The 21487-nt window shown below is 36.3% G+C and carries 18 protein-coding genes; 4 read left to right on the top strand and 14 right to left on the bottom strand.

Annotated features, from left to right (window positions below; genetic code table 11):
• Positions 1-6 precede the first annotated feature (6 nt).
• From surE to TTHT_RS00440, 8 genes are read right to left on the bottom strand one after another with little or no spacing between them, the layout of a single operon-like run.
• Positions 7-729: a 5'/3'-nucleotidase SurE gene (surE, locus tag TTHT_RS00475; protein WP_201328079.1), complete on the bottom strand. Its 723-nt coding sequence runs from the start codon at positions 727-729 to the stop codon at positions 7-9.
• Position 730: 1 nt separating this feature from the next.
• Positions 731-2755, bottom strand: a complete 2025-nt coding sequence (locus TTHT_RS00470; RefSeq protein WP_201328078.1) for a SpoIID/LytB domain-containing protein — start codon at positions 2753-2755, stop codon at positions 731-733.
• Positions 2755-2976 carry a putative signal transducing protein gene (locus TTHT_RS00465; RefSeq protein ID WP_201328077.1) on the bottom strand — a complete coding sequence of 74 codons (222 nt, stop codon included), beginning with the start codon at positions 2974-2976 and terminating at the stop codon, positions 2755-2757. The genes TTHT_RS00470 and TTHT_RS00465 overlap by 1 nt, the downstream gene beginning before the upstream one ends.
• 9 nt (positions 2977-2985) lie before the next feature.
• Complete coding sequence (locus TTHT_RS00460) at positions 2986-3396, bottom strand: ExbD/TolR family protein (RefSeq protein WP_201328076.1); 411 nt, start codon at positions 3394-3396, stop codon at positions 2986-2988.
• Complete coding sequence (locus TTHT_RS00455; RefSeq protein ID WP_201328075.1) at positions 3393-3959, bottom strand: MotA/TolQ/ExbB proton channel family protein; 567 nt, start codon at positions 3957-3959, stop codon at positions 3393-3395. Before TTHT_RS00455 ends, TTHT_RS00460 begins: the two co-directional genes overlap by 4 nt.
• A gap of 34 nt (positions 3960-3993) precedes the next feature.
• Positions 3994-5469 carry an IMP dehydrogenase gene (gene guaB / locus TTHT_RS00450; protein WP_236578193.1) on the bottom strand — a complete coding sequence of 492 codons (1476 nt, stop codon included), beginning with the start codon at positions 5467-5469 and terminating at the stop codon, positions 3994-3996.
• 3 nt (positions 5470-5472) lie between these two features.
• Entirely contained in the window at positions 5473-8160 is a 2688-nt protein-coding gene (secA, locus tag TTHT_RS00445; RefSeq protein WP_201328998.1) for a preprotein translocase subunit SecA, read from the bottom strand.
• A 50-nt stretch (positions 8161-8210) separates the two neighbouring features.
• A complete protein-coding gene (locus tag TTHT_RS00440; protein WP_201328074.1) occupies positions 8211-9095 on the bottom strand; it encodes a M23 family metallopeptidase in 885 nt (294 codons plus the stop codon).
• Positions 9096-9301: 206 nt separating this feature from the next.
• On the opposite strand from TTHT_RS00440, the gene TTHT_RS00435 reads away from it, so the two are divergent.
• Genes TTHT_RS00435 through TTHT_RS00420 form a run of 4 tightly spaced genes read left to right on the top strand, consistent with a single transcriptional unit; the run spans position 9302 to position 15340 of the window.
• Complete coding sequence (locus TTHT_RS00435) at positions 9302-9703, top strand: hypothetical protein (RefSeq protein WP_201328073.1); 402 nt, start codon at positions 9302-9304, stop codon at positions 9701-9703.
• Positions 9704-9761: 58 nt separating this feature from the next.
• Complete coding sequence (locus TTHT_RS00430) at positions 9762-11060, top strand: TolC family protein (protein ID WP_201328072.1); 1299 nt, start codon at positions 9762-9764, stop codon at positions 11058-11060.
• Positions 11057-12256: an efflux RND transporter periplasmic adaptor subunit gene (locus TTHT_RS00425; protein WP_201328071.1), complete on the top strand. Its 1200-nt coding sequence runs from the start codon at positions 11057-11059 to the stop codon at positions 12254-12256. Before TTHT_RS00430 ends, TTHT_RS00425 begins: the two co-directional genes overlap by 4 nt.
• A 12-nt stretch (positions 12257-12268) precedes the next feature.
• Complete coding sequence (locus tag TTHT_RS00420) at positions 12269-15340, top strand: efflux RND transporter permease subunit (protein WP_201328070.1); 3072 nt, start codon at positions 12269-12271, stop codon at positions 15338-15340.
• 40 nt (positions 15341-15380) lie between these two features.
• Here the strand turns inward: TTHT_RS00420 and TTHT_RS00415 are convergent, their stop codons facing one another.
• From TTHT_RS00415 to fusA, 6 genes are all read right to left on the bottom strand, one after another.
• The gene (locus TTHT_RS00415) at positions 15381-15593 is read right to left on the bottom strand and encodes a hypothetical protein (protein ID WP_201328069.1); all 213 of its coding nucleotides are present in this window, start codon (positions 15591-15593) and stop codon (positions 15381-15383) included.
• 1 nt (position 15594) lies between these two features.
• Positions 15595-17505: an FAD-dependent oxidoreductase gene (locus TTHT_RS00410; RefSeq protein WP_201328068.1), complete on the bottom strand. Its 1911-nt coding sequence runs from the start codon at positions 17503-17505 to the stop codon at positions 15595-15597.
• 78 nt (positions 17506-17583) lie between these two features.
• A complete protein-coding gene (locus TTHT_RS00405) occupies positions 17584-18639 on the bottom strand; it encodes a class I SAM-dependent methyltransferase (protein ID WP_201328067.1) in 1056 nt (351 codons plus the stop codon).
• On the bottom strand, positions 18636-19169 hold the full coding sequence (locus TTHT_RS00400; RefSeq protein WP_201328066.1) for a type II secretion system protein GspG: 534 nt from the start codon (positions 19167-19169) through the stop codon (positions 18636-18638). Before TTHT_RS00400 ends, TTHT_RS00405 begins: the two co-directional genes overlap by 4 nt.
• Positions 19169-19339: a hypothetical protein gene (locus tag TTHT_RS00395; RefSeq protein WP_201328065.1), complete on the bottom strand. Its 171-nt coding sequence runs from the start codon at positions 19337-19339 to the stop codon at positions 19169-19171. Before TTHT_RS00395 ends, TTHT_RS00400 begins: the two co-directional genes overlap by 1 nt.
• Before the next feature lie 15 nt (positions 19340-19354).
• Positions 19355-21436, bottom strand: coding sequence for an elongation factor G (fusA, locus tag TTHT_RS00390; protein WP_201328064.1), 2082 nt, complete (start codon positions 21434-21436; stop codon positions 19355-19357).
• Between the last annotated feature and the right edge of the window lie 51 nt (positions 21437-21487).

Below are 21487 nucleotides of genomic sequence, written 5' to 3'. Positions count from 1 at the left end.
AAAAATTTATCTCAATTTCTCAAGGAGGGAATCATCTGTAATATCTGCTTTCAATGGAGTAATTGAAACATAGCCCTGTTTTACTGCATTTATGTCTGAATTTTCTTCCCCATTCCAGACGGCAGGCACCCCCCCTATCCAGTAACTTGTTACTCCCCTTGGGTCAACACATTCTTCAACATTGCCTGGGTAAAGTCTTGAAGAAAGAGAGGTAAATTTAATCCCCTTTATATCACCTTCAGGATAGTTTATGTTTAACAAAAAGGGAGAAGGAAGTTTATCATCAATTAGTTTTTTAAAAAAATCAACAAAGTGAGTAACAATTTTATCTATATTTGAAAAATCCTTTGCAGAAACCGCAATTCCGTTTATTCCATGAAAAAAGCCTTCCATAGCCCCTGCAACGGTACCAGAGTAAAAGACATCCTCTCCCATGTTATAGCCTCTGTTTACACCAGAAACAACATAATCAATCTTTATTTCTTTTAAAAAGTGAAACAGGGCAAGATAGGTGCAGTCTGATGGGGTGCCGTCAACTATAAAGTAATTTTTCTTAATCTCCTTAACATGAAGGGGTTTTGTTAAGGTTAGAGAGTGAGAACAGGCTGACATTTCCTGATGGGGGACAAAAACAAAGACTGAAAATCCATTATTTTCAAACCTCTCTTTAAGTTTTTCAACCCCTTCTGAGAATGGGCCGTCATCGTTTACAAGCAGTATGTTTTTCATTTCACTCAACCTCTTTTATTTCAACTCCTGTATAGTAATGTTTCAAAATCTTTTTATAATCCCAGCCTTTTAGAGCAAGGCCAAATGCACCTATCTGGCACATTCCAACACCGTGCCCCCAGGCATTTCCGACAATATACACTCCCTTTAGTTTGCCTTTATCATCAAAACGCTTATAAAGTTGAAACTTGTTTTCCTTTACACCGAAAAACCACCTAACCTTAAGCCCGCTGTAAATTCTTGAATAATTCCCGCTTTTTACTCTTATCTTTACGACTCTACCAGTATCTGTCTTTTTTACAATCTCAATATCGGTTATATCCTTTTTAAAACCGAATTTCCCTGCCCTTTCCTGTAATTGTTCAAGGGTTAGAAACTTATACCATACATAGCCACTCAGGAATGAATCTGTCAATCCCAACTGGGACTCAGGGGTTACAATAGTTATTGCAAGGGGAATGTTTTTCTCATCGTAGATAATCCTCAACCTGTCCCCCACCCTTATTGTAGCAATAGGAACTGAAAGCTCAGTCCTTCCCTGGTTTATAAATAAAAATTCAGGGTCTTCAAGCCCCATTAAGAAATCCTTATCAACTATCAAAAAATCAAGGTCATAGTAGTCTATGTTTTCAAAGTTTTTCAAGAGAGAATAGGCAATACCTATAATGTCTATCTTTTTGGCATCTATATCTGGCAAATCCTGTGTTATAAGCTCACTTTCAAAAAGAGGCTTCATTGACTCGGTATTAAAAATCTGAATGGAAAGATATTCTCCTATATCCGATAATTTCCCTGATTTTAAGGGAATTTCTTTAACATCTATCCCCACATACCTCAAAATCCTGTTAAGGTATGCTTGCGCAAACCCTTTACCAGAATAATCGTTTAACCCATTAAGTTCATTTTCGTTTAGCAATCCTTTCGACATTAATACTGCAATAGCAAAGTAAGGCCTTGATATGTAGGGAGTTGAAACAGGCTCCAGAACCTTTTTTGCCGAAATTGTTTTATGTGGGAAACTTCCTTCCCCTTCACATTTAACCCCTTTTAAATAGGGAACAGGGTTGCCTCCGAAAACATTTTCAAAATCCTCAGTGTGCCCTCCACAGTAAGCGGTAAACATTGCATTTATAGGTTTGTTATTGTAAACAATTATTTCTCCAGCCGTCTCATCAACCGCTTCGCTTGATAAATCATTTTCAACATCGTAGCCTTTATATACCTGACAGCTCTGGGTTGCACATATATCAAAGCCCATCTCTTTGAACTGCCCAAGGTTATAGTAAACATAGGTTCTTGCCGCAACAGCCTGAGCCTTTAGAGCCTCAATATCAGGGTAAAGTTTGGGGCTCATCTCGGCTGGTACAACTCCCTTTAAATAATCCTCAATATCAATTACATTAATTACATTCATTTTGCCATTGTAAGAAACTATCTCAATAATTCCCCTGTACCTTTTCCCATTAACTTTTATAAGGCTTTTTGACTTTAAAACAACTTTTGAATGTGAGATAAATTTTTTATTGTATTCATTATCTATAAGGTAAATTTTAGTTCTTGATTTTTTAGAAGTGGTTGAAAGAATAAAAACATCCGGAAAGCCATTCATTTTGAGAGAATCCTTTAAAGCACTTGCTTCACTTAAACTATCAAATGGGCCTAACTTTACCACATAAAGCCCTTTGCTTGTTCTTTCTATTACAGGCTCTAAATCTGTCACTTTCGCAAGCAATCTGGAGCAGTTTTGTATTGATTTATCTCTTTTAAAGACACCAACTTGAATATACCAGCCACCATTATTATTTTTTACAGTTCTTCCATGCTTAACCCAGAAAAAGTATTTAGCATTGGGTGGTATATATGCAATTCTTCTTTCCCCCTTGTAAACAAGAATGGTAGATTTTGAAGAAACAAAAACCCTTTTTTGCCTTAAGAAAATCCCAACTTTAATGGTTTTTGAGAAAGAGGGGAAAACTGAAATTAAAAATATTAAAACAAAAAGAATTTTTTTAAATACAAACCTCATCAATCTTCTTTCTCAAAATCCTCAAGCAATTTTTTCGCTTTATCAAAATCCTCTTCCTTTACAAGAAGCCTGTACACTGCAAGGTCTCCAAATGTCTCTGGAATCATCTGAGTTCCTTTATCCTCTACAAAAGCTTCAATATCGTTACTTTCCAGAAACCCTTTTACAATTTCAGCCTCGTCTTTTTTTGAAAATCTTTTAATTTCAATAAATTTAGACATAATGCCTCCTTATTTGGCACTTCCTGCCACCATTAAACCCTTTGCCCCAGCCTGCCTTGAAGCATCCATTGCTTTGTAAACCTTTTCATACTTCGCTCCCTTGTCAGCCTTAATTACAACCTCTTTTTTCTCACTTATTTCAAGCTGCTTTTTTATCTCATCTACAAGCATACTGTCCTCAAGCTTTTTCTTACCTATATAATAAGTCCCATCCTTTGTTATGTAAATAGTTACATTTTTTTGCTTTACCTTTGTTGCCTTTACTTTGCTTGTGGGAAGGGTAAGAGGAAGCCCTACTTCCTCTTTAAAGGTAGTGGATACAGCAAAAAACAAAAGAAGGATAAAAACAACATCTATTAAAGGGGAAATATCAATCAATACCCTTGTAGATTTTTTGCCGTTTTCTTCGCGAAAATTCATTTTAAATTCTTAAAAATTGAAAATATTTCGGTTTCAAGTTCAATTATAATGTGCTCAACCTTCTCGCTGAAAATATTGTAAAAAATCAAAAATGGAATAGCTATACTCAATCCTGCTGCGGTTGTTATTAGCGCTTCTGAAATTCCTTTTGCAAGTAAATCAGCGTGCCCCAACCCTTTTGCAGATATTACTGCAAACACCTTAATCATACCGGTAACTGTCCCTAACAATCCTAACAAAGGTTCAATGGAAACTATTGTAGAGAGTGTAGGCAGGTTTTTCTCAAGCATCTTTGTAGATTTTTTACCTACTGTTTCTATTAATTCTCTTAAATCTTCTTCAGGCAAATCCCTGTTTTCTATTGCTTCAACAAGAATAGGCTTAACCACAGAATTTGCATTTTTTCTAACATAAGATAGTGCAAGGTCAAATTTCCCGTCTGAAATATACTCCTTAACTTTGAGAAAAAGCTCAGAGTTTACAACCTTGTAATACCTTAAATTAACAAATCTTTCAATAATTATCGCAAGCCCTAAAACAAAGCCCCCTATAATGGGTATCATAAGGGGGCCACCTTTAGCTAAAAATTGATACATATCAATCTAACCTGTAATTTGGTGCTTCTTTGGTTATAACAACATCGTGGGCATGGCTTTCCCTTAACCCTGCGTTAGTTATCCTTATAAACCTTGCTTTAGTCTGCAATTCAGGAATATTCTTACACCCTGCAAGCCCCATTCCTGAACGCAACCCACCTATAAGTTGATAGATTATTCCTGACAAACTTCCTCTGTACAGTACCTGTCCCTCTATTCCTTCAGGAACAAGCTTTGTTTTCTCCACATCAGCAGACTGAAAGTACCTGTCTGCGCTTCCCTTTTTCATAGCACCTATTGAGCCCATTCCCCTATATGTTTTGTAAGTTCTTCCCTGGTAGTAAACAGTCTCTCCCGGGGCTTCATCTGTTCCTGCAAATAGGCTTCCTATCATTACTGAGTCTGCCCCGGCAACCAACGCCTTTGTTATATCGCCTGAAAATTTAATCCCACCGTCTGCAATTAATGGAGTGTTATATTTTTTGCAAACTTTGGATGCTTCTGCAATTGCGGTAATCTGAGGCATTCCGCACCCTGTAACAACCCTTGTTGTACAGATTGAACCAGGGCCAATTCCCACCTTAACCACATCTGCCCCTGCTTTAATCAATGCCTCTGCTCCCTCAGCTGTAGCAATGTTTCCAACTATAAATTCCATTTCAGGGTATTTTTTCTTTAAAATCCTTGTGGCTTCCAAAACAGCCTGTGAATGGCCGTGAGAGGAATCAATAACCAGTATGTCAACATTCTTTTTAATCAATTCATCTGCCCTATCAAGGTAATCTCCTGTAACACCTATCGCTGCACCAACCCTTAACCTTCCCAACTCATCCTTACATGCATAGGGATATTGAATTTTCTTTTCAATATCCTTAACAGTGATTAAACCTCTTAAATGAAAGTCTTCGTCAACAACAAGGAGTTTTTCAATCCTGTGTTTATGAAGAATTTCTTTGGCCTGCTCAAGGGTTGTTCCAACAGGAACTGTTACAAGATTATCCTTTGTCATTAAATCTCTTACCTTTTTGCTGAAATCGGTAACAAATCTCAAATCCCTGTTTGTAAGAATCCCTACAAGCTTTCCCCCAGGCTTTCCGGATTGTGTAACAGGAACCCCTGAAATCTTATACTTTGCCATTAACTCTTCAGCCTGATAGATAGATGCGTCAGGTGATATGGTAATCGGGTCAACAATCATTCCAGACTCAGACCTTTTAACCTTATCAACCTCCTCAGCCTGCTCTTCAATTGACAGGTTTTTGTGAATAATCCCTATTCCACCTAACTGAGCAATGGCAATAGCAAGCCTTGATTCAGTTACTGTATCCATTGCAGCACTAATCAGGGGAATATTTAATTTGATTTTTTTTGAAAGAACTGTTGTTACATCAACATCGTTGGGGTGAACTTCTGAGTATCCAGGTACCACCAGGACATCGTCAAAGGTTAAGGCTATATCAGGCATTCTATCAAGCATTAATCACCTCTCATTCCTTCCACAACATTTTTTATATTTTTTACCACTGCCACAGGGGCAGGGGTCATTTCTTCCAATCTTAGGTTTATCCCTTTTAACTGTTGCAACCACAGGTGCCTCTTTGTCTTTTACACTTGCATGCAACAGCCTTTTCTGTTTAGCCTTTGCTTTTCTCTTTTCTTCTCTAACCTGTTCCTCACTTGCCGGCTGAATCCAGTAAAGTACTTTAATAATATTGTCTTCCACCCTTGACATCATATCTTCAAATAGGGCAAAACTCTCCTTTTTATACTCAATAATTGGGTCTTTCTGCCCGTATCCCCTTAATCCAATTGCATCTTTCAAATGGTCCATATTGAGCAGGTGGTCTTTCCAGTGCCTATCCAAAAACTGCAGGGCAACAAACCTCTCATGCATTTTAAACATCTCTTCGTCGCCAATCTTTTTAACCTTTTCCTGATAGGCCTTTGTAACCCTCTCATACATCTCTTCTGTTAATTTCTCTCTTGGAATTTTTCTTACTTCATCAGGGGAAATATCGTAGGCAAAGTACTCTTTAATCTTTTTTGCATACTCTTCAGCATTCCATTCATTTGGATGCTTCGGGTCTCCTATGTACTGGTCTTCAAGCCATTCAAGAATTCCCTTTGTAAGTTCAAAGACATAATCCCTGACAGTGCCTTCAAGCACCTTTCTTCTAAGTTTATAAAATGTTTCCCTCTGCTGATTCATTACAGAGTCATATTCAAGCAACTGCTTTCTTATTTCAAAGTTTCTGTTTTCAACCTGTTTTTGAGCCCTTTCAATTGACTTTGAAATCATGTTATGTTCAATAGGCACTCCCTCTTCCATTCCCAATCTCTGCATTATGCCTGAAATCTTATCAGAACCGAAGATTCTCATTAAATCATCTTCAAGGGATAGATAAAACCTTGATGCACCAGGGTCTCCCTGTCTTCCTGAACGGCCTCTAAGCTGATTATCAATTCTCCTTGATTCATGCCTTTCACTACCTATAATAAAAAGCCCACCTGCTTCAAGCACTTCCTGTTTTTCCTTTTCACATTGCTTTTTAAATTTCTCATAAATCTCTTTTTTTTCTTCTTCAGTTAACTCTTTGCCTGCCGCTTCAAGTTTTTCAATTTCAGACTTAGCAAGCATCTCAGGGTTTCCGCCTAAAACAATATCGGTTCCCCTACCAGCCATATTGGTAGCAATTGTTACAGCACCTTTTCTACCTGCCTGAGCAACAATTTCCGCTTCTTTCTCATGGTGTTTTGCGTTTAAAACAACGTGTTTAATCCCTTTCTTTTTAAGTAAGTTACTCAATTTTTCAGAGTTTTCAATCGATACTGTACCAACAAGTACAGGCTGTCCCTTTTTGTGCAATCGCTCTATCTCTTTTACAATTGCATTAAACTTCTCCCTCTCTGTTCTGTAAACAACATCAGGATAGTCTTTTCTAATCATTGGTTTATTTGTTGGAATAACAATTACATCAAGGTCATAAATCTTTTTAAATTCAGCCGCTTCAGTATCGGCAGTACCTGTCATACCAGAAAGTTTTTCGTACATTCTGAAATAATTCTGAAAGGTAATTGTTGCAAGTGTCTGGTTTTCAGACTGGATTTTCACACCCTCTTTTGCCTCTAAAGCCTGGTGTAAGCCGTCAGAAAACCTTCTCCCAGGCATTAACCTTCCGGTAAATTCATCAACAATTATTACTTCATTGTCTTTTACAATATAATCAACATCTTTTTGAAAAAGGGTATGGGCTTTTAAAGCCTGTTCAATACAGTGCAACAACTCAATATTGGAAGGGTCATAAAGATTGGGAACCCCTAAAATCTTTTCCGCCTTTGCAATACCCTTTTCTGTTAAAACTGCTGTATTTTCCTTTTCATCAACCTCGTAATCTTCTCCCTCTTTAAGTTTGGGAATTAATGAGTTTGCTACATAGTACTTCTCTGTAGACTCTTCAGAGGGCCCTGAAATAATCAACGGTGTTCTTGCTTCGTCAATTAAAATAGAATCAACCTCGTCAACTATGGCATAGTAATAATCCCTTTGCACACAGTCTTCAAGGTAATACTTCATGTTGTCTCTCAAGTAGTCAAAACCAAACTCATTGTTTGTGCCGTATGTTATATCACAGTTGTAAGCCTCTTTTCTTTCCTGGTCATCGAGGCCATGCTTAATTACACCAACAGAAAGCCCAAGGGCATTGTAAACCTTCCCCATCCATTCAGCATCCCTCTGTGCAAGGTAATCGTTTACTGTAACAACATGAACTCCCCTGCCTGCAAGGGCATTTAAAACAACAGGTAAGGTTGCAACAAGAGTTTTACCTTCACCTGTTTTCATTTCAGCAATCTTACCTTCGTGAAGGACTATTCCTCCTAAAACCTGAACATCAAAGTGCCTCATATTGAGTTTTCTCTTAGCCGTTTCCCTAACAATAGCAAACACATCGGGAAGTATTTCATCTAAAATTTTCTGAAGTTTCTCCCCCTCTTTATACCTTTGCTGAACAATTTCCTTGAAATTCTGAATCTTTTCTTTTAACTCACCATCTGTATACTTTTCATATTCAGGCTCCAAAGAGTTAACCTTTTCAACAATAGGCCATCTTGATTTTATATACCTGTCATTTTTTGTTCCAAAAATTTTAGTAACTATAGAATTAAACATATTTACCTCATCTAAAAAGTTTTCAAATTGATTATATCAAAAAAGAGTTATCAGAAATGCATAATTTCACTGACAATGTAATCTCTTGGGTTAACAGCCTTGCCGTTTACCCTAACCTCAAAATGCAGGTGAGGACCTGTACTTCTACCTGTATTACCCACAGTGCCAATTACATCTCCTCTTTTTACTATCTGTCCTCTCTTAACAAAAATATCCCTCAAATGCCCGTATCTTGTCTCCAGGTTATTCTGGTGATTAATAACCACAAAGTTTCCATACCCCTTTGTTTTCCCCGCCATTGTAACTATTCCGTCTGCAGGGGCAACAACAGGGGTACCCCTTCTCGCTGAAATATCTATACCTTTATGAAAAGCTCTTTTGCCTGTAAAGGGGTCTATCCTGTAACCAAAACCGTCGGTTATAAACCCTTTTACAGGCCATATTGATGGCGTCTTCCTCAAAACATCGTTTTTATTCTTATAAATTTTGGAAAGTTTTTCATAACCTTCAAAAAGCTTTTGAGCCCTCTCGTTCATTGAGTCTAAATCTTTATTTAAATACTCTGCGTAAGGGGTAAAAACATAGTCAGAGCCTCCAATACCCAGAGGATCGTCATCTATGGAAATATCAGCTCCTACAAGCAAAGCAAGTTTTTTTGCTTTATCGGAAAAATAATTTAATTTTTCCTCAAGATTGTCCGCTGTTTTCTGGTATTTTGCATTAACCTCTTTAAGTATTTCCACTTCCTGCTTTAACCTTGCAACCTGCTGATTTTGCGCAGTTGTATAGATAAAATGGACGAAGAGGAATAAAAAGAATATTACCAGAAATGCTCCACCAACTGCGAGAAAACGGAATCCCTTTGTGGATACTGTAATCTTTTTAACTTTCCCGCTGTCAGCAGGGACAATGGTAATAATATACTTGTTTTTCATAAACCTTCCCCAGTTTGTATGGTATTAAAATGGACTATATCTGTCAATAAAAAATGCAAAAAATTAAAATTTTCCTCGAAACATTAAAGACTACCTTTTTATTATCCCTTTTAATTGAAAAAATAACTTCACAATTTAATATATTATTTTTTTGTAAAAATAAAAAATCGTGTTAGAATTCATTTGCAAAGTAATAGGAGAGGCGTATGAAGAAAGCGGCCAAAAAACGAAAAACAGTATTAAATACCCTGATAATTCTAATTTTAGCTAACTTTATTTTTGTTTCTCAGGGGCTTGTACTTTGCTTTGAGCCAGGGAATAAATGCATTTTAGAATATAAAATATCTCCCTGCAGTATTGAGAAAAATTCTACTAAAAGCCAAAACAAAAAAGCACCTTCTCTGCAAAAGCAAACATGTTCAGATGTTGAGATAAGCGTTGATATTACAAATAAAAAGTGCTGCAAGCCAATTATTGCTTCTACAGCCACCCCTCAAAATTTAATTGCCTATAACTTCAAGAAACACCTATTTGAAAAGAAAAATATAAAACTTTTATACCGCCAAAATACCACAAAAATTCTATCTACAATAGTTCTTAGAATTTGATATCTTCCTTCCAAACAAATTAAATCTCAATAAAAAAAAGTATAGGAAAGGAGTATCTATGGACAAATTTATCAAAAAATTGCTTTATTCTAACTTATTAATAATTCTAACTGGACTTATGGCTTTACAGCAACCAGCGTTAGCCTCTGATAACTCGGAAGGGTTTGAAAGAGTAGTAGAAATTGCTTTTAAATCAAACCCTGACATTAAAAAAGCATACCTTAACCTTAAAAGGATTGAGGGAGAAAAAATTCAGGCAGGATATCTACCTAATCCAGAAGTTGAATTTGAGGTTGAAAACTTTGGAAGAGGCTATGGGGAACATACTTTTTCAAACTCTGAATTGACTTTTTACCTTAGCCAGAAAATTGAGTTAGGGGGAAAAAGAAAATTCCGAAAAAAGGCAAGCTTTGAAAAACTGCTTGCATCAAGAGAAAATTATAAATCAATAATTAATGAAAAATTAGCTACCCTTTTTATTGTATATAACAAAACAGCGGTTGCAAAAAAAAGGCTGGATATTGCGGAAAAGCTATTTAACATCTCAAAAGAAAATTTAAAAGTAGTTAGCGAAAAAGTAAAATACGGGAAAACTTCCCCTATTCAGAAAATTAAAGCCAACCTTGAATTTGAGAAAGCAAAACTTCAACTAAAAGAAGCAAAAATAAATTTCAAAAACATGAAAAACACATTGGCAAATCTTTTAGGCGTTGAAAAATTACCTGAAGACCTTTTGTTTAAAGATTTCATCCCACAAGGATTAAAAGCGGAAAAAATCGCAAAAGAATCAAAAATCCTTTCAACCCCTGCTATAAAAGAAAAAGAATTTTTGCAAAAATCCAAAGAAACAGAATTGAAGTTAACAAAATCATTGAATATCCCTGATTTAAAAGTTTCAGTAGGGTTGAGAAAATTTAGGGACACCGACCAAACCGCTTATGGAATGTCTTTAGGAATTAATCTCCCTGTTTTTAATAGAAATAAAGGGTTAATTATGAAAAAGTCTGCCGAAAGGGATATGGCTTATCTTTCATTAAAGCAAACTCAGATTGAGTTAATAAATTACCGTAAGAATATTTTAAACTCTTTTTACACAGTAAAGGAACAAAACAAAGTCTATAAAGAAACAATGCTACCTGATGCAGAAAAGGCATACAAAGCTGTGCTTACTGCTTACAAAGAGGGTAAATTAAGTTACCTTGACCTTCTTGACACCCAGAGGACACTGATATTTATAGAAAACGAATACCTTTCAGTAAAAGAAAAATACATCGAATCACTGGGAGAGTTAATGCAATTATCCGCATATTTTTCTGAAAAATACATAAACAAAATAAAAATAAGGAGTGAAAGATGAGAAAAAAATTATTATTTGTGATGATTGTCTTAATTGTAGGGTTGGCAGGCTTTTTTATTAATGAACAGGTGAAAGCATCCAACAAAAATGAAACTGAAATTGAGAAAAATGAGACAGGAGAAAAAGAAAAAGAATTTGAAGAGAAAATCTCTTTAACAAAAGACGAAATCAAAGAATTTGGCATAGAAACAGTGCCGGCAATCTCCCGCTTAATTGAAAGTGAAATCCATTTACCAGGTGAAATCAATTTAAATTACGATAAAACTGCAAGGATTTCTCCAAGGGTGAAGGGAAAAACTGTAAAAGTATTGAAAGGATTAGGCGACAAAGTCAAGAAAGGAGATACATTAGCAATTATTTCAAGCAGGGAACTTGCAAACGCAAAAGCCGAATATTTAGCATCAATTGAAAGGCTTAAACTTGCAAAAACAGTGCTTGAAAGGGAGAAAAAACTCTGGGAAAAACAGATTACATCCCAGCAAGAATACCTTGAAGCACAAAAAAATTACACTGAAGCAAAAATAAATTACACAACAATTAAGCAAAAACTGTACTCCTTCGGCATAAAAGGCACAGAATTAAAAAACCTTGAAAAAGATGGAAATACTGATTTGACACTTTACACAATCAAAGCACCCTTTGACGGAATTATACTCACCAAAAATATTTCTGTTGGAGAAAATGTAAATGAAGACACTGAAATTTACACAATTTCAGACTTATCAACAGTCTGGGCAATAATTACTATTTATCCACAGTATCTCAATTATATAAACATAGGGCACAAGGTATATATTAAATTCAACAATGGGATAAAAGATGTAAAGGGGAAAATTGACTTTATAGCGCCTGTTGTAGGAGAAGAAACAAGGACTGCAACGGCAAGAGTTGTAATTAAAAACCCCAAATTACACTATAAACCAGGAATGTTTTTCACCGCAGAAGTAAAATTGCCTGGGAAAGTAGCAGAAGTAACCGTGCCCTTAACTGCTTTTCAGGAAATTGAAGGTGAAAAATATGTTTTTGTAAAAAAAGGAAAATATTTTGAGCCAAGAAAAGTGAAAATTGGAAGAACAAACAACAAATTTGCCGAAATTCTTGAAGGTGTAAAAAAAGGAGAAGAAGTCGTTTATAAGGGTAGCTTTACTTTAAAAGCCCAGATGACGAAAGACTCCTTTGCTGATGAGGAAGAATAAAGGGGTGAAACAATGAAAAAAATACTTGAAATATTATTGGAAAAAAGGCTTTTTATTCTCCTTTTAGCTGTAATTGTTATGGGAGCGGGAATATACTCATACAAAAAGCTCCCTGTGGACGCTTTTCCCGATGTTTCTCCCAATCTCGTCCAGGTTTTTACAGAAACTCAAGGACTTGCCCCAGAAGAAATTGAAAAGTATATTACATTCCCAATAGAAACAGCAATGACAGGCTTACCGGGGATTGAGGAAATTCGATCAGTATCAAACTTTGGGCTTTCTGTGGTAAACATATACTTTAAAGAGGGAATGGACATTTACTTTTGCAGGCAACTTGTAGGAGAAAAGCTTCAGGAAGCAAAGGAATCAATCCCTGAAGGCTTTGGAGAGCCCAAAATGGGGCCTATCTCAACAGGAATGGGATTGGTTCTCTTCTACTATTTAAAAGATAATACAGGAAAATACTCTTTAACAGATTTAAGGACTATTCAGGACTGGATTATAAAATACCAGTTATTAACAGTTAAAGGAGTAACTGAAGTTTTAGGCATAGGGGGATTTGAAAAACAGTATCAGGTTATAATAAACCCACAGGCATTGCTTACCTACAACATCACTCTTCAGGATATTATAGAAAAAATTAAAGAAAACAACCTGAATGTAGGCGGTTCTTTTATTGAAAAAAATGGGGAAGAGGCTGTTATCAGGTCGATTGGTCTTGTTCAAAACATTAAGGATATGGAAAATATTGTAATCAAAACCTTTGATGGAAGACCTGTATACTTGAAAAATATTGCAAAAATTAAAATAGGTGGAGCAATTAGAAGGGGAATTCAAACAAGAAACGGTGTTCAGGAAGTTGTTGCTGGAATGGTTGTAAAACTTTACGGCACAAACTCCTCCGAAGTAATTAAAAATGTTGAAGAAAAGATTAAAGAGATAAACAAATCTCTTCCAAAAGGCATTGAAATTGTACCGTATTACCAGCAAAAAGATATTGTTGAGGCCTCGGTTTCAACTGTTAGAGACGCACTTCTTCAAGGAATACTGCTTGTTATTCTTATACTCTTTATTTTTATGGGAGAATTCAGACCAAGCATTGTAGTTGCAGGCTCTATCCCCTTTTCCATTCTTTTTACATTTATAGGGATGAAATTACTTGGGATGTCTGCAAACCTGATGTCTCTGGGAGGCCTTGCCATTGCAATAGGAATGCTTGTTGACGGCACCATTGTTGTGGTGGAAAACATTGACAGGCATTTAAAAAGTGGAGAAGGAAAAAAATCTATCTTTGAGGTAGTAAAAACAGCAAGTGCTGAAATTTACAAGCCTATTATCTTTGCAATTTCAATAATCATCATAGTATTTCTACCTCTTTTCACATTGCAGGGTGTTGAAGGAAAAACATTCAGGCCTCTTGCCTATACAGTGGCGTTAGCAATGTTAGGCTCTTTAATATATACCCTGTTTTTAGCTCCTACAATTTCCAGCTTCCTTCTTAAAAACAAAGTTGGAACAGGCAAAAGCAAAGGGGAAATTTTACTTGAAAAAATGTCAAACTCTTACAAACCCCTTGTTGAAAAGTTTGTAAATCATAGAAAATTAGCTTTGGTTATTGCAGGGATACTCTTATTAAGCGGGATAATTATATTCCCGCAATTAGGGTCAGAATTTACTCCTGAACTAAAAGAGGGAACAATAATTGTTAGATTGACAATGCCCCCCTCAATATCTCTTAATCAAAGTAAGAAATATGCAATGATTGTTGAAAAAAGGCTATTAAAAATTCCAGAAGTGAAAGAAGTTATTACCAGAATAGGTAGAGGGGAAGTTGGTGCTCACACAGACCCAATAAACTCAGCCGAAATATATGTAATTTTAAAATCTAAAAATCAGTGGAGAAAGAAGGGAGACCAGGAGTATATTGAAAAAACAATAAGAAGTGAATTAGGGGAAATCCCGGGTATCCTTGTTAACCTGACACAGCCTATTGAAATGACTGTTGACGAACTGCTTGAAGGAGTAAGAGCTGAACTTGCCTTAAAACTATTTGGTGAAGACCTTAACACACTTAAAGAAAAGGCTGACAAAATTGCCGAAGTGCTTCAAACAGTAAAAGGAGCCACAGATGTACAGGTTGACCAGGTTTCAGGTACACCGCAAATTGTAATTGTCCCTGATAGAAAAAAGATTGCAAGGTATGGAATAAACATTAACGATATACAGGTTCTTATTAAAGCGGCTGTAGGTGGAGAGGTTGTAGGAAAAATATTTGAAGGAACAAAAAGGTTTGACATATTTGTAAGATTTGCAAAACATGAAAGAGATTCTGTTAACAAGATAAAAAACCTTATAGTTACTTCCTCAAATGGTATAAAAATACCCCTATCTGAACTTGCAACAGTAAAAGAAATCATAGGGCCAAGGCAAATTACCAGGGAAAACGGGCAAAGGTTTATTACAATCCAGTGTAATGTTGTTGACAGGGATATAGGTTCTTTCGTTGAAGAGGCAAGCAGCATTATTGGGGAAAAAGTAAAACTCCCTCCAGGATACTTTTTAACCTGGGGAGGACAGTTTAAACTTCAGCAACAGGCAAACAAAAGACTTGCTATTGTTATCCCCATAACCCTTTTATTGGTTACTCTATTGCTTTACTCTTCATTCGGCTCAATGAAAAATGCAACTTTAATTCTCTTAAACATCCCGCTTGCTCTTGTGGGAGGCATATGGGCTTTATACCTAACAGGACAAAACCTTTCTGTGCCTGCATCTGTCGGATTTATTGCACTTTTCGGAATTGCGCTTGAAAACGCAATGGTGCTTGTAAGCTATCTAAACCAGCTTACAGAAGAAGGAATTGAGGTTGATGCAGCCTCAGTAAAAGGCGCAACATTAAGGTTAAGGCCTGTTCTTATGACTGCTTTAACCACTGCATTAGGGTTAATCCCACTGCTCTTATCTACTGGAACAGGTAGCGAGGTTCAAAAACCTCTTGCAATTGTCGTGATAGGTGGGCTAATAACCTCAACGGTATTAACCCTGTTAATAATTCCATCATTTTACAAATGGTTTAGAAAATAAAAAAGGGGGCTTAATGCCCCCTCCTTTATTCAATCAATATCTATTCATTCTCCACCGCTTTATTGAGAGCCTCCATCATTTTGTCAAATTTATCTCCAGTAACCCCACTTCTATCGGCGTTTTCTTTAATTGTACCCCATACAGGCTCTCCGCAAATTAAACATGGAAAATCAAAATCCATAAAAATCTTTACTGTTTGAGGATACTTCTGAATAACATCTTCCACCAAATCCTCTGGTTTTATCTGCACCATATCATTCCTCCCTTAAATCAATTGCAATATTATATCCCCTCTGGGTGGCATTGTAAATGTCTGAGGGTTTTTCAGCGTCTCCAATTAAGTAATATTCAATATTTCCTTTGTTTTTCAATTCCTCAGCAAGAGTGTTTAACGGTTTCATCCCCGATGCTATTATCACTGTGTCAAATGGTTCAAGAAAAACATTCTTTCCCTCAACCTTGCAATAAACCCTTTCTTTTTGGAATTCAAGCACATAGGTATTTGGCATTATTTTGATATTGTTTTTGCTTTCAAGCCTTTTAAACATAAGCTTTTTAGTAATCACCTCCATGTCATTTGCAATTGTATCTGTCCTCTTGGTAATAACAACATCATAGCCTTTGTTTACCAGCAACTCTGCCACTTCCATTCCAACCATTCCAGCACCAATTATTAAAATTCTTTTGCCCTTAACCTCTGCCTTTCCCTCAAAGAAATCAACAGCTGTGATGTGGTAAACAGAAGAAAGGTTAATTACTTCAGGGAACTCTGGAATAGCCCCTGTTGCAACAATGACAGCGTCAAAATCATCTGCCATATCAACTGTAAATTTAGTGTTAAGCCTGATATCTTTTACAAATTTTTCTGTTTGTTTTACAAGAGATTTAAGAGGCCTTTCCATGCTTTTTTTACCTGGAGCAAGTGGTGCAAGCCTGAACTGACCGCCTAATTTATCCTTTTTTTCAAATAGAGTAACATTGTGCCCCTGTTTTGCCAAAGTGATTGCTGCACTCATACCTGCAGGGCCTCCTCCTACAACCGCAATTTTTTTGGGCTTTTCAACCTGTTCAACAGGCTCTTTGTCTATTTCAGGGTTAACAATGCAACCTAAACCTGTTCCGTTTTTTACATTTGCCAGACACCCCTGCAAACAGTAACCGCAGTAAACAATGTCGTCAATTTTGTCCTCAACAAGTTTTTCAGGTAAATTTGGGTCTGCAACAAGAGGCCTGCCAAAGGCAATAAAATCTGCGATTTTTTCTTTTTCCAGCAACTTTAACTTTTCAATGGACGCCATCCTTCCTGCAGCAATTATAGGCAAATCTGTTAATTTTCTAATCGTCTTTAAAGCCTCAATCTGCTTTTCCTCTGGAAGTGCCATGTGGGAGTAATACCATGGTGGAGTATCACAGGCATTTCCAAGCCCGCAGTGAATTGCATCAAACCCGTATTCCTTTGCTAAATCAAGAATAATTTTGTTATCTTCAGGCTTAAATCCGCCTTCAACAAATTCACTTGCAGAAATCCTGACAAATACAACTAAATCTCCCCTGTTTTCTTTCACAATGTCAAACACCTTTTTCATAAAAAGGCTTTTATCCTTACCGTATTCGCCATCTCTTTTGTTCAACCTGTCTGATAAAAATTGATGAATTAAATAACCGTGTCCTGCCTGAATTTCAATTGCATCAAAACCGGCCTCCTTTGCTCTGATTACAGCAGTTTTGTATCCTTCAAGAATCTCGTTAATCTCTTTTTCAGTTAACTCTTCTGGCGTTTGCCCTGTCGTTGGACAGGGAATTGGAGATGGGGCTTTTACTGGCATGCCGGTTGCCTTTGGGTTTGCAGCCCTTCCTGCATGGTTTAAATTAAGGCATGCATAAACGCCGTGCTGGTGGAGTAAATCTGTTATCTTTTTTAAATTTTCAACACTTTCAGGAAGGTGAATTGTTATCTGCTTTGGGTGTTCCTTACCGCTTTGAGTAACAGAGACAGGCTCAAGTATAACAAGGGAAACACCACCGTTTGCAATGTTTTTATAGTAAGTTAAATGCCTTTCAGTAACCTCTCCCTTTAGATTTCCATAGGCTGTTTTAACAGGTGCCATAATATACCTGTTTTTAAGAGATAAATTCTTTAATTTAACAGGGTTATTGTAAATCATAAACCCCTCCTTTAAGTTTTGGTTTATACCAATATTATAAACCATAGTTCAATTGTTTAGCCGTGATTTTTGAAAAAATTACTTTTCCTGAATTAAAACTTTAAAAATATCTCCCATTGAATTGGGGAGCAAAAGGGTTTTTAACTGGAAGGAATCTTTTAACGACAACTCTTCTCCCTCTTTTAAAACCTCAAAAAGGCCATTATCAAGGAGAAAGGTTCTCTGATTTTTGAAATACACACTTTCTATTCCGTATTTTCTCCCATAATGGATTAATGCATCAAAGTTAACATGGGATGTTATGTCCATTTCGCCCTCAAATTGGAAAACATTTTCATAAGCCTTATGCTTGTAATATCCCATTATTGTGCCGTTTTTTCTATCAGGGTGGTATAACTCTTCCTGCCCATAGCCATAGTCAACAGTGACCATCTTTATTTTATTAAATTTACTGCTTAAAAGTTTATAAATGGCTTCAATATCTGAATTTACTTCAAATTCACAGTCTTCACAAACCTCTATTTTTAATTCCTCAACTTCTTTTAAAACCTCTTTTGAAGGGAGTTTAAACCTTTTAACATACATCCCATCTTTGTAACCAATGTACAATTCGGAGAGTATCCCCTTTTTCTTTGAAACTATATGCACAGGAAAGGCATCAAAAAACTCGTTTGAAAAGATAAAAGCCTTTGGTAATTCAGGCAATTCTTCAATTGAAGAATAAATTATAAACTTTGAAGAATGCTCTTTAAGATTTTTTTCAATCTCCTTATAAACAGATTGATTCCCTTCTACAATGTGGTAGGTTATTTTAGAATACTTATCAATATTCTCCCCAACAAAAAAATCAAGAAAATCCTTTGCAAGCAAACCTTCCCCTGCACCTAACTCAACAACCTGAACCGTCTCGTCATCTTCAAAATAATTTTCAGCTACTTTAGCTATTACCTTTCCTAAAATTGTGCCTAAATGTGCAGAGGTAAAAAAATCCCCTTCCCTGCCTAACTTTTTTACATTTCTGTAATAGCCGTATTTAGGGTGATAAAGGCATATCTCCATGAAACGCTTAAACGGGATATCGCCTTTTTCTTTTATCTCTTTTAAAATCTCTTTTTTTGCAGAGTTAAAAATCATTTTATTTCAGGTGTTGTTACAACCTCTCCATTTTGGATAAAAAAATCAGTATCTTCATCTATACCACCGATAATTCCATCTTTACCAAAACACGCAACAACATAGCCATCTTTTGTCTTTTTGTACACAATGGGATTTCCCCAAACATCAACAATCTTTTTGGGAATGTACTTTGGAATTAAATCAGTTACAGAATTGGGATATCTTCTATGGTCTCTATAATAAAGCTCTACCGCTCTTGCTAATTTCTTTGTCCTGTCAAAGTTAATCTTTTTGTTAGCCTCAATTTCAGATTGAAGCATCTGCGAATACCTTACATAGTTTTCAGCAGCAATCTTTCCACTTTTTGTTTCCGGATAAGCCTCCATTACATGTTTATACAGTAAAAGCGCTTTTCTAAAATCACCTTTCTCGTAAAAATAATCTGCTTTTTTCAGAATTAAAGCAGCCTTTGGGGGCTCCTTTTTCTCACAGGAAACCCCCGAAAGCAAAAATATTGTTGCAGCAAATAAAAGCAACAGTTTCTTCATTAATGGCCTATTCCATGCAAAAAGAATTTATAGATAGCAAGACCTAAAAAAAAGTAAACCACAATGAAAAACCATGCACCCTGTTTGACATAATCAAAAAAGCTTTTCCAATCAATAGCAAACAGGTAAAGGATTAAAACAAAAATTACTGTTAATTCAACAATTCCCATATTTCACCTCTTATATTAAGCGTTTTCTTCCTGCTGTTTCTTATACTCCTCAATAATCTTCTGCTGAATATTAGCAGGCACCTCTTCGTAATGGGAGAATTCCATATGGAATGTACCTCTACCTCCTGTAATTGACCTTAAAGTAGACTCATAGGTAAGCATTTCAGCCATCGGTACAAGGGCTTTAATCAACTGATTGTCACCTGCTGCTTCCATACCCTGAATTCTTCCCCTTCTTGAATTTAAATCACCCATAATATCGCCCATAAACTCTTCGGGAGCATAAATTTCAACCTGCATAATAGGTTCTAAAAGGGTTGGTTTTGCCTGTTCCATAGCCTTTTTAAAGGCCATTGAACCTGCAATTTTAAAAGCCATTTCAGAAGAGTCAACTTCATGATATGAACCATCGTATAAGGTTACCTTGAAATCAACTACTGGATAACCTGCAAGATATCCCTTCATTCTCGCTTCCTGAATTCCCTTTTCAACAGCAGGGATATAGGTTTTAGGAATAGCACCGCCAAAAATCTTATCTTCAAATTCAAAGTCTTTTCCTCTCTCCAGTGGCTCCATAATAATCTTACAGTGGCCATACTGTCCTTTACCACCTGTTTGTTTCTTGTACTTGGCTTCAACATCAACCTTTTTCTTGATTGTTTCTCTATACGGAACCTTTGGCGGCAATAGTACTGCATCAACCTTAAACCTTTCCTTCATCTTTGCCAGAGCAACCTCAACATGCAATTGACCTGAACCAGAAATAAGCAACTGGTTTGTTTGCGGGTCTCTTTCAAGTTTTAAAAGCGGGTCTTCTTCGTTAATCTTTTTCAAAGCCGCTGAAATCTTTTCTTCGTCGCCCTTTGATTTAGGTTCAATTGCAAAAGAAATAGCAGGCTCAGGGAATTTAATAGGTTCAAACACAACAGGAAAATCCTTTTCTGCAAGGGTATCTGAAATAAAAGTTTCTTTAAGCTTCGCAACCCCGCCTATGTCTCCAGCATAGAGTTTTTCGACTTTATCATGGTCTTTACCCTGCAATAGGAATATAGAGCCTATTTTCTCATCAATATCTTTTACAGTATTTCTTAAAACAGTATCAGCGTTTAAAACACCAGACATTACCCTGAAAATATTTATCCTTCCGGCATGCTGGTCTGAAATTACCTTAAACACAAAAACACTGGTTTTTTCTTCAGGATCCATTTTAACCTTGATATCCTCACCGTTTAGTTTCGCGTCATTTTCCTGACCAAAAGGTGAATCAAGAACATCAACAATAAAATCCATTAGCTGATGAATATTAATATTTTTTATAGCTGATGCAGGCAAAATAGGAAATAGTTCTCTATTTTTAATCGCTTTTCCAAGCCCTTTTCTCATATCTTCGTCAGAAAGCTCTCCAGCTTCAAAGAATTTTTCCATCAACTCTTCATCACTTTCAGCTATTGTTTCCATTAACTTTTCTCTTGCTTCCTGAACAGCATCCTGCATATCTGCTGGAACTTCGGTTTTTGAGAATTTTCCTGTTTCCTCTTCTTCGTAAATATACGCAGTGTTTGAAAGGATATCCACCATTCCTTTAAAGCCACTTTCTTTACCCACTGGAATTGCAACCGGGACAGCCTCAGTTCCAAACTTCTTCTGAATGCCTTCAACTACCTTGTTAAAGTCCGAATTTTCTCTATCAAGTTTGTTTACCACAAAAAAACCTGGCTTACCTAACTCTTTTGCAATCTTCCATGCCTTTTCAGTTTGAACCTCAACCCCTGAAACTCCGCAAACAAGAAACCCAACATAATCGGTAATTCTTAATGCCCCCCTTGCTTCCGGGAAAAAGTTTCCATAACCTGGTGTATCCAGTATATTTACTTTTACTTTATTTCTCTCAAAAAAAGCCAATGAAGTTGTTAATGAAATCTTTCTCTTAATTTCTTCAGGATCATAATCGGTAATTGCGTTTCCGTCATCAACCTTTGTTAATCGATTTGTTACGCCAGCGTTAAATAACATTGCACTTGTTAAAGATGTTTTTCCGGTGTCTCCGTGACCTACTAAGGTAACCACCCTTAGGTTCTTGGTTTCATAAACTTTCATAACTCCTCCAGCCTTACTACAATATTGGTATTAAAATATTATCATATCAAT

Origin of the sequence: Thermotomaculum hydrothermale (assembly GCF_016592575.1) — a bacterium.
GTDB lineage: Bacteria > Acidobacteriota > Holophagae > Thermotomaculales > Thermotomaculaceae > Thermotomaculum > Thermotomaculum hydrothermale.
This window is presented reverse-complemented; position numbering and strand designations above follow the sequence as displayed.